This window comes from Pseudomonas sp. AU11447, from assembly GCF_001672555.2.
Classification (GTDB): Bacteria; Pseudomonadota; Gammaproteobacteria; order Pseudomonadales; family Pseudomonadaceae; genus Pseudomonas; species Pseudomonas nitroreducens.
Window position 1 is genome coordinate 14,337 of sequence record NZ_LZDG02000070.1, and the last position, 12,835, is coordinate 27,171.

Below are 12,835 nucleotides of genomic sequence, written 5' to 3' on the forward strand. Positions count from 1 at the left end.
ATCAGATTATGCTACCAATGGGTGTCGTGAGCTAGATGTAGGACAGATCGCCAAGCGTCGCCTGAATAGTCCTCAGTGGCAGCAATTCCCCGACTCCAGGTCCTTGAGGATCGGGCAGTCCGGGCGATGGTCGCCCTGGCAGTGGTCGCTCAGCTCCTGCAACGTATCGCGCAGGCTGCTCAGCTCGGCGATCTTGCGGTTCAGCGCATCGATGTGCCGGGCGGCCAGGGCCTTCACGTCAGCGCTGGCGCGCTGGCGGTCCTGCCAGAGGGCGAGCAGTTGGCCGACCTCCTCCAGGGAGAAGCCAAAGTCCCGCGAGCGGCGGATGAAGGCCAGGGTGTGCAGGTCCTGCTCGCTGTAGTGCCGGTAGCCGCTGGCGCTGCGGCCGGCGGGGGCGAGCAGGCCGGTGGATTCGTAGTAGCGGATCATCTTCGCGGTCAGGCCGCTCTTCTTCGCCGCTTCGCCGATGTTCATGCCGAACTCTCCTGAACGAGAGCCCCCGCTTCTAGCGCGAGGGCGCGTGTCTTATTGGTGATCCTGTGGTTTCCAGCGCTTGAGCAGCAGAGCGTTGCTCACGACGCTGACGCTGGAGGCGGCCATCGCCGCGCCGGCGACCATGGGGTTGAGCAGGCCGAAGGCAGCCAGCGGGATGCCCACCAGGTTGTAGATGAAGGCCCAGAACAGGTTCTGGCGGATCTTCGCGTAGGTGCGCCGGGAGATATCCAGCGCTGCGGGGACCAGGCGCGGGTCGCCGCGCATCAGGGTGATGCCCGCGGCATGCATGGCCACGTCGGTGCCGCCGCCCATGGCGATGCCAACGTCCGCCGCGGCCAGTGCCGGGGCGTCGTTGATGCCGTCGCCGACCATCGCCACGACTTTCCCTTCCTTGCGCAGCGCGCCGACCACGGCAGCCTTGTCGCCGGGCAGTACTTCGGCGTGCACATCGTCCAGGCCCAGGGCATCGGCCACGACCTTGGCGCTGCCGCGGTTGTCGCCGGTGATCAGGTGGCTGTCGATACCGCGTTCGCGCAGGGCGTCGATGGCGGTTTTCGCGCCTTCCTTGAGGCTGTCGCCGAAGGCGAACAGAGCAATCACGCGGGCCTGCGGCTCGCGCTCGATCAGCCAGGACAAGGTGCGGCCCTCTGCCTCCCATTGCGCGGCGGAGTCGGCCAGCGCGCCGGGTGGCAACTGCGCTTCGTCGAGCATCCGCCGGTTGCCCAGGGCGAGCAGGCGGTCTCCCACTCGGCCCTGGATGCCGCGCCCGGTGAGCGCCTGGGTAGCCTCGGCAGCAGCGGGATTGAGTCCACGCTCGGCACACTCAGCCAGCACGGCCTTGGCCAGCGGATGCTCGCTGCCGCGTTGCAGGGCGCCCGCGAGGGCCAGGGCTTCGGCTTCGTCGCCTGGCGCCGCGAGATTGGTGATGCGTGGCTGACCGGAGGTGAGAGTGCCGGTCTTGTCGAAGGCCACGGCAGTCACCGCGTGGGCGACCTCCAGGGCCTCGGCATCCTTGATCAGGATGCCGTGCTTGGCCGCCACGCCGGTGCCGGCCATGATCGCGGTCGGAGTGGCAAGGCCAAGGGCACAGGGGCAGGCGATGACCAGCACGGCCACGGCATTGATCAGTGCGTGTTCCCAGCCGGCGCCGGCGATCAGCCAGCCGACCAGGGTGACCAGCGCAATGCCGATCACCACCGGGACGAAGACGTTGCTGACCTTGTCCACCAGCTTCTGGATCGGCGCCTTGGCGGCCTGCGCGTCTTCCACCAGGCGGATGATCCGCGCCAGCACGGTTTCGCCGCCCAGCGCGGTGGTCTTCACGCGCAGCACGCCTTCGCCGTTGATGGCGCCGCCGGTGACCGGGTCGCCGATGTCCTTGGGCACTGGCAGGCTCTCGCCGGTGATCAAGGCTTCATCCGCATGGCTTTGGCCGGCGAGGACTTCGCCGTCCACCGGGAAACGCTCGCCGGGGCGCACCAGCACTTCGTCGCCCAGGCGCAGTTCGGCGATGGCGACGTCTTCTTCCATGCCGTCTCGCACGCGGGTCGCGCGTTCGGGGCGCAGGGCTTCCAGCGCCCGGATAGCGGCGGCGGTCTGGCGCTTGGCGCGGCTTTCCAGGTACTTGCCGAGCAGGATCAGGGTGATCACCACGGCGCTGGCTTCGAAGTACAGGTGCGGCATCTGCCCCGGGGTGGCGGCGTACCAGAGGTACAGGCTCAGGCCGTAGCCGGCGCTGGTGCCAAGGGCGACCAGCAGGTCCATGTTGCCGCTGCGGGCGCGCACGGCCTTGTAGGCCGAGACATAGAAGCGCGCGCCAATGAGGAACTGCACGGGTGTGGCGAGGAGGAATTGCGCCCAGGCGGGGAGCATCCAGTGCTGGCCGAACCAGTCGCCCACCATCGGCAGCACCAGCGGCAGCGACAGCAGGATGGCCGCGGCCAGCCACCAGCGCTCGCGCGCCAGGCGGGCCACGGCCGGGTCCACAGCGGGCTGGTCGGGTTCGATCGGGCGGGCCTTGTAGCCGGCCTTGTCGACGGCGGTGATCAGCGTGGCGGCATCCACGGCGCCGAGCAGTTCGACGTGGGCGCGTTCGCTGGCCAGGTTGACGCTGGCCGAGCGCACGCCAGGAACCTTGTTCAACGCGCGTTCGACGCGACCGACGCAACTGGCGCAGGTCATGCCTTCGATAGCCAGTTCCAGGCTGTGGGACGGCACCTGATAACCGGCCTGCTCGACCGCGGCGACCAGTGCCGGCAGTGTTGCGTCGCTGGAGGGCGCGGCCAACTGGACGCGGGCCTGTTCGCTGGCGAGATTGACGCTGGCTTCCTGCACGCCGGGCACTTTGCGCAGGGCGCGCTCGACCCGGCCGGCGCAGCTGGCGCAGGTCATCCCGGAGACGGGCAGGTCGAGTTCGATGGGGTTGGCGCTGCTCATGGGGCTTTCTCCCTGAAGTTCCCCGATAGCATCAACCTTGACACGAGGGCAAGGTCAACCCTCGTTCGCTGTCATCTTGCCGCAGGTCAAATCCGAAGCCGCGCTCCAACTGCCCCTTTATCAACTGCCGCTGGAGACCGGCATCAAGTAAAGGCCACTTTCGCTGTTGGCGATGCGGAACTTGCGCACTTCGCCGGCATGCAGCTGGACAGACTGTGCGCGCAGCGGCTGGATGTCGCTGCGGCAGAGGCCGGAGTTGGCTGTCTGCAGGCGCAGGGAGACTTCGCCCGGTGGCAGGTTGAGGGCGATTTCGCCTTCAGGCTGCAGGCGCGAGACCTTTTCGTCCTGCACGTAGAGGTCAATGTCGCAGGCGGTGCCGGTATCCAGCCGTTCACGGCTGACGATCAGCACGGCATAGGCCACCGGCTGGGCGTCGGGTATCGGCCAGGAGCCCGGTATGCTCGGTGGCGGAGCCGAGGGGGCTGCGGGTGTGGTGGGTTCGCCGGGCATGCCATCGGCACAGGCAAGCCAGGGCAGGGCAGCGACGAAAGCGGTTGCGAGCAGAAGGGAACGGCGCATGGGCGTTCTCCGATGTGTCAGCTTTTTCCGCAGCTTGGCTTAGAGCCTGACGTAGGACAAGTGCAAGACGACGTCGACGAGAGAGGCTTGACCTTGCCACCGTGGCAAGGTCGAGACTGCATCCAGTGCTTCAATCCATCAGAGGAGACATTCCATGCATACCTTCACTGTCAAAGGCATGAGCTGTGGTCACTGCGTCAGGGCTATCACCCAGGCGGTGCAGGCGCTGGACGCTGCGGCGGACGTGCAGGTCGACCTGGGCGCCGGCGAGGTCCGCGTGGCCAGCCGCCTGGATGAACCGGCGATCCTCGCGGCGATCCGCGAGGAAGGCTACGAGGCCGAGGTCGCCTGACGTTTCATCCCTTCCGGGCCGGCGCCCTGCCGGCCCTCAGACCTTGGCGGGGTGCCAGTCGCGCACCAGGCCGCGGAACACGGCATCGAACAATTGCCGGGTTTCCTGCACCGGATCGAACAGCTCCGGGTCGCGTAGCCAGTCGCTGAGCAGGCCGAAGATCATCGCGTGCACCGCGCGCGAGGCAATCTTGGGCGTGACGCCCGGCATCAGGCGGTCGCGGCAATCGTTGCGGCTGAACAGCTGGTCGCAGAGCTCGATGAACTGCCGGACGAAATGATTGTGGCGCTCTTCCGCATCGCGCAGTTCGTCGGTGAACTCGCAGCGTTGCAGGAGGATGGTGAGGATGCGCCGACGCTGCTCGTCACGGGCGAGGTTCTCGACGACCTCCACGCTGAGCTGGAACAGCGACTCGATCGGATCGTGGCCATCGCAACCGGACAGCCGCTGGGCGAGCTGCTCCGGTGGCAGGCGAACCTGGTTGAGCATGTCGTTGAACAGGTGCGCCTTGTTCTGGAAATGCCAGTACACCGCCCCGCGGGTGACTCCGGCGGCGCGAGCGATCTCTTCCAGGCTGGTATTGGAGACGCCTTTCTCGAAAAAAAGGCCCTCAGCCGAGTCAAGAATCGTCTGGCGTGTACGTTCCGAATCTTCTTTAGTTCTTCTCATGGCGCTTGTTGGTATACAGGCTAGGATCACTGAGTGACGGGCAGTTTACTGATTTTATAGCGCGAACAGTGCTTTACAGACACTGGCGTAGGTAAACGTCGTGCAATCGTCGATCTTCTGAGTTCCGCCGTCAGTCAATTCCATGGAGAGGTTACATGCCGTTTGCCCGCCGTTTGCCCGTCGCGCTTGTTGTCGTTGGGTTGCCAGTCCTGTTCGCCAGCGGAGTACGGGCGGACGACAAGCCCGCAGCAGCGGCACCACCCCCTCCCGCGGTGACCATCGAAGTGGCGAAGAGCGCGCCGGTACCGCTGACGTTCGAGTATGCGGCGCGAACTGCCGGCTTCCGTGAAGTGGAAGTCCGTGCCCAGGTGAGCGGTATCCTCCAGCAGCGCACCTATGAAGAAGGCCGTCCGGTGAAGCAGGGCCAGGTGCTGTTCCGTATCGACCCGCGCCCCTACCAGGCCGCGCTTGGCCAGGCCAAGGGTTCGCTGGCGCAGACCCAGGCGCGCTATCGCCAGACCGAGCGTGATCTCAAGCGGATTCGTGAACTCCAGGCCAAAGGCTTCGCCAGCGAAAGTGAACTGGATCGCTACACCTCCGATTTCGAACAGGCCAAGGCCGATGTGGAGGCCGCCCGGGCCAACGTCCAGGCCAAGCAGATCGACCTCAACTACACCACGGTGACCGCGCCAATCTCCGGTATGGCGAGCAAGGAGGTACGTTCCGAGGGCAGCCTGGTGGCGGCCAACGATCCGAACTCCAGCCTGCTGACCAAGCTCACGCAACTCGACCCGGTCTACGTCAATTTCGCCTACCCCGATACCCAGGCGACGCTCATGAAGGATGGCGTCAAGAGCGGGAAGTACATCCTGCCCAAGGGCGGAAAGCTCACCGCCGAGCTGCAATTCGGCGATGGCACGAAGTATCCGTTGGACGGGGTCGTCGATTTCACGGACAGCTTCGTCAATACCGGCACCGGTACGGTAAACGCCCGGGCCGTCGTCCCCAATCCGCAGAACCAGCTCATTCCGGGGCAGTTCGTGCGGATCAGCATTACCGGCATTACCCAGAGCAACGCTGTCACTCTGCCGGAGCGTGCCCTCGCCCAGGGACCACGCGGCACCTTCGTCTATGTGGTGGACAAGGATGGCTTCGCCCGTGTGCGCCAGGTGACCACCAGCAAGACCGTGAACGGCCGCTGGATCATCGATGCCGGCGTGGATGACGGCGACCATGTGATCGTCGAGGGCATTCCGAAGGTGCGCCCGGACCAGCCGGTCAAGGCCAGCGAAGCGCCGCCGCAGCAGCCTGCGGCGCAACCCGCCCAGACCCAGTCTTAAGGAGCGCTCATCGTGATCTCGCGCTTCTTCATCGAACGCCCCGTGTTCGCGATGGTGATTTCCATCGTGATCCTGCTGGCGGGCCTGGCGGCCATGCGTGCGCTGCCCATCGCCCAATACCCGGAAATCGTGCCGCCGCAGGTGTCGGTCAGCGCCGCCTATCCCGGCGCCAGCTCGCAGGTGATCGCGGAAACCGTGGCCGCGCCGCTGGAACAGGAAATCAACGGCGTCGAAGGCATGATCTACCAGCTGTCGAACTCCGACAGCAGCGGTGCCATGAGCCTCACTGTGTACTTCGAGGTCGGCACCGATCCGGACCAGGCGACCATCGACGTCAACAACAAGGTCCAGGCCGCGCTGGCCAAGCTGCCCGAGGAAGTGCGCCGGCAGGGCGTGAAGGTGGAGAAGAAATCCTCCGACATCCTCCAGGTGGTGACCCTGTTCTCGCCGGACAATTCCCGCGACCCGATCTTCATCAGCAACTACGCGCTGATCAACGTCATCGACGAACTCAAGCGGATTCCCGGCGTCGGCGATGTCAGCCAGTTCGGCTCGAAGGACTATTCGATGCGCATCTGGCTGCGGCCGGACAAGCTGGCGCAATACAACATGACGCCGACGGACGTGGTGAATGCGATCCGCGAGCAGAACTCGCAATTCGCCGCCGGCAGCTTCGGCCAGCAGCCGATGAAGGAGCCGCAGGACTTCACCTACATGGCCACGGCGCAGGGCCGCTTCACCGATCCCAAGGAGTTCGAGAGCGTCATCCTGCGTAGTGACCAGACCGGCGCCAGCCTGCTGCTCAAGGACGTCGCGAGAGTCGAGCTGGGGGCGCAGGACTACTCCCTGATGACCTCCCTCAACGGCCAGCAGAACGCCGCCTTCGGTATCTACCTGCAGCCGGGGGCCAACGCCCTGGACACTGCCGAGGCGGTGAAGAACACCATGGAGCGGCTGTCCAAGCGCTTCCCTCAGGGCATTACCTACAAGATTCCCTACGACACCACGATCTTCGTGCAGGTCTCCATCGAGGAAGTGATCCACACCTTCATCGAGGCACTGATCCTGGTGATGGTGGTGGTGTACATCTTCCTGCAGAACATCCGCGCGACCCTGATCCCGGTGCTGGCGATCCCGGTCTCGCTGGTCGGCACCTTCGCCGGCATGTACCTGATGGGCTTCTCGATCAACCTGTTGTCGCTGTTCGGCATGGTGCTGGCGATCGGCATCGTGGTGGACGACGCCATCGTCGTGCTGGAGAACGTCGAACGGGTGATGCGCACGGAGAAGCTCAGTCCGAAGGAAGCGGCGATAAAGGCGATGAACGAGGTGACCGGTCCGATCGTCGCTATCGTGCTGGTGCTCTGTGCGGTATTCGTGCCGGTCGGCTTCCTCGGCGGCCTGGCCGGACAGATGTACAAGCAGTTCGCGATCACCATCGCGGTGTCCGTGGTGATTTCCGGGATCGTCGCGCTGACCCTGTCGCCGGCGCTGTGCGCGCTGATCCTGAAGAACGAGCACAAGGAACCGGCCGCGCCATTCCGCTGGTTCAACCGGGTCTTCGAGAGCGCCACCAACGGCTACGGCGCCGGCGTGCAGTTCTTCCTCAAGCGCGCGGTGATCGGGCTGCTGCTGTTCGGCGGGATGATCGCGCTGCTGGTGATCCTGTTCGGCCGGGTGCCGGGTTCCCTGGTACCGGACGAAGACCAGGGCTACGTGATCAACGCCTACTTCCTGCCGCCGGCAGCCTCCCTGACGCGCACCGAGAAGCTCACGGGCGAGGTGACCCAGGAGCTGATGAAGCATCCGGCAGTACAGGACGTCGTGACCTTCGCCGGTTTCGACATCCTCACCTTCGGCACACGCAGCAACGCCGGGGTTTCCTTCGTGCCGCTGAAGGACTGGAAGGAACGCGACAAGCCCGAGCTGGATGCACGCAACCTGACCCGTGAGTTCATGAAGATGGGCGCCGGGCAGGAAGATGGCGTGGTGATGTCCTTCAACCCGCCGCCGATTACCGGCATGAGTACCACCGGCGGCTTCGAGGCCTATATCCAGGACCGCAGCGGCGGTACCTCCGAGCAACTGGAGGAGGTCACCACCAAGTTCCTCGCGGCCGCTTCCAAGCGACCGGAACTTGCCGGGGTGAACTCCACCTTCAACGCCAACGTGCCGCAGTACTACATCGACCTGGACCGCACCAAGGCGCGCTCGCTGGGCGTGGCCATCGATGACGTGTTCACGGCCATGCAGTCCACCTTCGGCAGCTACTACGTCAACGACTTCAGCCTGTACGGCCGCACCTGGCAGGTAACGCTGGAGTCCGAACCGGAGTTCCGCCGCAGGCCCGACGACCTGAGCCAGGTCTTCGTGCGTTCCGCCACCGGCGATCTGGTCCCGCTGACCACGCTGGTCAGCGTGAAGCGGATCCTCGGGCCGGACTCCTACGCGCGCTTCAACGTCTTCCCGGCGGCCAAGCTGCTCGGCGGGCCGGCTCCGGGCTACAGCTCCGGGCAGGCGCTGGCGGCGATGCAGGAGGTGGCCAACGAAACACTGGGCGAGGAATACACCCTGGCGTGGATCGGCTCGGCCTACCAGGAGCTGGCGACCCAGGGCTCTGGCAGTACCGCGTTCATCTTCGGCCTGATCCTGGTGTTCCTCATCCTGGCGGCGCAATACGAGCGCTGGACCCTGCCGCTGGCAGTGGTCACCGCGGTGCCTTTCGCGGTATTCGGGGCGATCCTGGCGATCTGGATCCGTGGTCTGGACAACGACGTGTACTTCCAGGTCGGCCTGGTGACCCTGATCGGCCTGGCGGCGAAGAACGCCATCCTGATCATCGAGTTCGCCGTGCTGTGCCGCGAAGAGCAGGGCATGGGCCCGATGGAAGCGGCACTCGAGGCGGCCAAGCTGCGCTTCCGCCCGATCGTCATGACCTCGCTGGCGTTCATCCTCGGTTGTGTGCCACTGGCCATCAGCACCGGGGCTGGTTCGGCCAGCCGCCACTCCATCGGTACCGGGGTGATCGGCGGAATGTTGGCCGCGACCCTGTTGGCCACCTTCCTCATCCCGATGTTCTACATGCTGGTGGAGTCGGCCGCCGACAAGCTCAGCGGCCGCAAGAACAAGGCCAAGCCCGCCGCAGAGGGGGCGCACGAGGCCTGAGGTGCCGACAGGTCCGGCTGCGCCAGCCGGGCCTGTCCCTCCCTTTGTTTCGGGAGTTGCTTAGGGAGCTTGCTAATTTCCCGGCGCTCGCCACAATGCATGGCTTCGCTGCGCCATCCGTGCGCGCCAACCCGTTTTCCACACCGAACTGCCCGCGCTGTTCAGCGCCATCCGGCGACCCGGTGTGATCAGGTGATCCATGAACCTCCGCATCCTGCTGATCCTCGGCGCCCTGAGCGCCTTCGGGCCCATGGCCATCGACTTCTACCTGCCCAGTTTCCCCACGCTGGCGCAGGCTTTCGGTACCGACGTCGAGCATGTGCAGTTGAGCCTGTCCGCCTACTTCGCCGGCCTCGCCATCGGCCAATTGCTCTACGGCCCGCTGGCCGACCGCGTTGGTCGGCGCATCCCGCTGTTGCTGGGGGTGAGCATCTTTACCCTGGCGTCCGTTGCCTGCGCCGTCGCGCCGAGTCTGGAATGGCTGATCGGCGCGCGCTTCGTCCAGGCACTGGGCGGCTGCGCGGGGATGGTGATCTCGCGGGCGGTGGTGCGTGACCTGTGCGACCCGGTCGCCGCCGCCAAGGCCTTCTCGCAATTGATGCTGGTGATGGGGCTGGCACCGATACTGGCGCCATTGGGAGGTGGATTGCTGCTCAGCCTGTCCGGCTGGCAATCGATCTTCCTGACGCTCACGCTGTTCAGCGCCCTCGCTGGCGGCGCCATCGCGCTGTGGCTGCCGGAGACGATTCCGGCCGGGCCGCGCGCTCCGTTGCGGGGCGCGCTGGGGCAGTACCGGGCCCTGTTCCGCGACCGTTCCTTCATTACCTATGCACTCACCGGCGGGGTGGCCATCGCCGGGATGTTCTCCTACATCGCCGGGTCGCCTTTCATCTTCATCCAACTCTACGGCGTGCCGGCCGAGCACTATGGCTGGATCTTCGGCAGTAATGCCGCCGGCTTCATCCTGATGGCACAGGTCAACGCACGGCTGTTGCGCTATCGCGGGCCGGGATTCTGGCTGCGCCGGGCGGTGTGGGTGTACTTCGGTTGCGGGGCCGCGCTGCTGGTGATCACCCTGTTCCGGCCCGAGCACCTGTGGCCGCTGCTGATTCCGCTCTTCGGCGCCATTGCCAGCCTGGGCTTCCTGATGCCCAACTCCTCGGCCTGCGCGATGGCCAGCCAGGGCCGCCACGCGGGCAGCGCCTCGGCGCTGATGGGCAGCCTGCAGTTCACCGTAGCGGCCGGCGCCTCGGCGCTGGTCGGTGCGCTGCACGACGGCACTGCGCTGCCCATGGCGGTCGTCATCACCACCTGCAGCCTGGTGGCTGCGGTGCTGGGCTGGCTGAGCGGGCAGATCAGCGAGCGCGCCGCCTGATCAACTGGCGCGTTGCACCAACTCGGGCAACTGGTGCGGCGCCTTCAGGCGCGCCTCGAGGGTAGCGACGAAACTTCGCGCCTCGAGCTCGCTGCGGAAGCGTACCGCCTGCTGGTCGAGGCAGACTTCCCACGGCTGGTCTTTGCGGAGGCTGGACGGACGGACGAGGATGTTCATGGTGCTCACCCCTGTGCAGTCAGGTGAAAAGGGACCCTCAGTGTAGTCCTGTCATATGGCGGTAGCAGGTGCGACCTGTGGTCGCCGACATGCGGTGGCGCAGTGCCCGATTCTTCCTTCAGCCCCGTGGTAGACAGCCTCGGCCGCCGACGTGCCACTTTGCTGAAAAATCCTGAAAAGCAATGGCGCCGGATCTGCTATCAGGGCGACGGCGTAACTACGACCAAAGGTTGATGGTGGGGCCGCGATCCCCGTCCATACTCGTTGTTCGACCTCGATAACAACAATAAGAGGCAGTGACGATGAGTTACCGGCAGTCCCATGACCGTTCCATCGCGGACCCCTCCGCCTTCTGGGCCGAGCAGGCCGGCCGCGTGGCCTGGTACCGCGCGCCGCAGGACACCCTGCAAGCCCTGCCCGACGGCAGCCACCGCTGGTTCGCCGATGGCCGCCTGAACACCTGCTACCTTGCCCTCGATCGGCAGATCGAACTGGGCCGCGGCCACCAGGCCGCGCTGATCTACGACTCCCCTGTGACCCAGACCCAGCAGCGCTTCAGCTACCTGGAGCTGCGCGACGAGGTCGCACGCCTGGCCGGCGCCTTGCGCGCGCTCGGCGTGGAGAAAGGCGACGGGGTGATCATCTACATGCCGATGGTGCCCCAGGCGGCCATGGCGATGCTGGCTTGCGCCCGGCTGGGCGCTGTGCATTCGGTGGTATTCGGTGGTTTCGCACCGCACGAACTGGCGCTGCGTATCGATGACGCTAAGCCCAAGCTGGTGCTCACCGCCTCCTGCGGGCTGGAGTTCGAGCGGGTCATCGAATACAAGCCGCTGGTGGACAAGGCCCTGGAGCTGGCCACCCATCAACCAGCGCACGTGCTGGTGCTGCAGCGTCCGCAGGCGATGGCCGAGCTGCACGCCGGCCGAGACCTGGACTGGCGCGAGACCCTGGTCCATGCGCAGCTGGCTGACCCGGTGGAAGTGGCCAGCGGCGACCCGCTGTATATCATGTACACCTCCGGCACCACGGGAAAACCCAAGGGCATCGTGCGTGACAACGGCGGCCACGCCGTGGCGCTGAGCTATGCGCTGCCGACCATCTTCGGCCTGCAGCCGGGGGATGTCTGGTGGGGCGTTTCCGACGTCGGCTGGGTGGTCGGCCACTCGCTGATCGTCTACGGCCCCTTGATGAACGGCTGCACCACGGTGTTCTACGAGGGCAAACCGGTACGCACGCCGGATGCCGGCAGCTACTGGCGGGTGATCGAGGAGCACAAGGTCAACAGCCTGTTCTGCGCGCCCACGGCGATCCGTGCGATCCGCAAGGAAGACCCGCAGGGCGGGCTGCTCAAACGCCATGACCTGAGCTCGCTGCGGCACCTGTTCCTGGCCGGCGAGAAGCTCGACAGCACCACCCAGCACTGGCTCGAGGAGTTGACCGGCAAACCGGTGCACGACCACTGGTGGCAGACCGAGACCGGCTGGCCGGTGACTGCGCCCTGCACTGGCCATGGCGATCACGACCTGCGCGCCGGCTCCACCAACCGTGCGGTGCCCGGCTACGACGTGAAGGTCGTGGACGACGAAGGCCGACTGCTGGGACCGAACGAACAGGGCTCCATCGTCATCGCCCTGCCGTTGCCCCCCGGTTGTGCACAGACGCTTTGGAACGATCATCCGCGCTACCTGCAGGCCTACCTGAAGACCTATCCCGGCTACTACCACACCGGCGACGGTGGCTACGTGGACGAGGAAGGCTTCGTCTACATCATGGGACGCACCGACGACGTGATTAACGTCTCCGGTCACCGCCTGTCCACCGGCGAGATGGAGGAGTTGCTGGCGCTGCACGATGCTGTCGCCGAGTGCGCGGTGATTGCCGTGCAGGACGACCTCAAGGGCCATGTACCGCTAGGGCTGGTGGTGCTCAAGGACGGCGCACAGGTCACCGAGGGCAACCTGCAGCGTGAGCTGGTGGCGCTGGTGCGCGAGCGCCTCGGCGCACTGGCCTGCTTCCAGCGTGCGGTAGTCGTGAAGCGCCTGCCGAAAACCCGTTCGGGCAAGATCCTCCGCGCCGTGCTGCGCAAGATCGCCGACGGTGAAAGCTATGCACCGCCCTCGACCATCGATGATCCTGCCATCCTCGGCGAGATCGCCGAGCGCCTGGGCCGGGCCGGTATGGCCAAGGCCGGCTGAAATCCCACGACGTCGGCGCTGCCGGCGTATTTCCGGGGCCGCACATGTT

Annotated in this window: 10 protein-coding genes; 5 read left to right on the forward strand and 5 right to left on the reverse strand. The window is 65.8% G+C overall.

What is annotated here, in order from left to right; translation table 11 throughout:
- Positions 1-72 precede the first annotated feature (72 nt).
- The 3 genes from cueR to A6723_RS24890 form a co-directional block, all read right to left on the reverse strand.
- Positions 73-474 (reverse strand): Cu(I)-responsive transcriptional regulator, encoded by a 402-nt coding sequence (gene cueR, locus A6723_RS24880; RefSeq protein ID WP_054908384.1) that lies wholly within the window; start codon positions 472-474, stop codon positions 73-75.
- Between the two features lie 51 nt (positions 475-525).
- A complete protein-coding gene (locus tag A6723_RS24885; RefSeq protein WP_054908385.1) occupies positions 526-2,931 on the reverse strand; it encodes a heavy metal translocating P-type ATPase in 2,406 nt (801 codons plus the stop codon).
- A 120-nt stretch (positions 2,932-3,051) separates the two neighbouring features.
- Complete coding sequence (locus tag A6723_RS24890) at positions 3,052-3,510, reverse strand: hypothetical protein (protein WP_054908386.1); 459 nt, start codon at positions 3,508-3,510, stop codon at positions 3,052-3,054.
- 154 nt (positions 3,511-3,664) lie between these two features.
- Here A6723_RS24890 and A6723_RS24895 point away from each other — a divergent pair, with 154 nt between their 5' ends.
- The gene (locus tag A6723_RS24895; RefSeq protein WP_054908387.1) at positions 3,665-3,862 is read left to right on the forward strand and encodes a heavy-metal-associated domain-containing protein; all 198 of its coding nucleotides are present in this window, start codon (positions 3,665-3,667) and stop codon (positions 3,860-3,862) included.
- 36 nt (positions 3,863-3,898) lie between these two features.
- Here the strand turns inward: A6723_RS24895 and A6723_RS24900 are convergent, their stop codons facing one another.
- Positions 3,899-4,531, reverse strand: coding sequence for a TetR family transcriptional regulator (locus tag A6723_RS24900; protein ID WP_054908388.1), 633 nt, complete (start codon positions 4,529-4,531; stop codon positions 3,899-3,901).
- Between the two features lie 155 nt (positions 4,532-4,686).
- On the opposite strand from A6723_RS24900, the gene A6723_RS24905 reads away from it, so the two are divergent.
- The 3 genes from A6723_RS24905 to A6723_RS24915 all read left to right on the forward strand — a co-directional run bounded on the left by A6723_RS24905 (position 4,687) and on the right by A6723_RS24915 (position 10,411).
- Complete coding sequence (locus tag A6723_RS24905; protein WP_054908389.1) at positions 4,687-5,871, forward strand: efflux RND transporter periplasmic adaptor subunit; 1,185 nt, start codon at positions 4,687-4,689, stop codon at positions 5,869-5,871.
- A gap of 12 nt (positions 5,872-5,883) precedes the next feature.
- Positions 5,884-9,036, forward strand: a complete 3,153-nt coding sequence (locus A6723_RS24910; RefSeq protein WP_054908390.1) for an efflux RND transporter permease subunit — start codon at positions 5,884-5,886, stop codon at positions 9,034-9,036.
- A gap of 199 nt (positions 9,037-9,235) precedes the next feature.
- Positions 9,236-10,411: a multidrug effflux MFS transporter gene (locus A6723_RS24915; RefSeq protein WP_054908391.1), complete on the forward strand. Its 1,176-nt coding sequence runs from the start codon at positions 9,236-9,238 to the stop codon at positions 10,409-10,411.
- On the opposite strand, the gene A6723_RS32215 is transcribed toward A6723_RS24915, so the two are convergent.
- Positions 10,412-10,588 (reverse strand): hypothetical protein, encoded by a 177-nt coding sequence (locus A6723_RS32215; protein ID WP_089285816.1) that lies wholly within the window; start codon positions 10,586-10,588, stop codon positions 10,412-10,414.
- A gap of 302 nt (positions 10,589-10,890) precedes the next feature.
- On the opposite strand from A6723_RS32215, the gene A6723_RS24920 reads away from it, so the two are divergent.
- Complete coding sequence (locus A6723_RS24920; protein WP_054908392.1) at positions 10,891-12,786, forward strand: propionyl-CoA synthetase; 1,896 nt, start codon at positions 10,891-10,893, stop codon at positions 12,784-12,786.
- Positions 12,787-12,835: the final 49 nt, after the last annotated feature.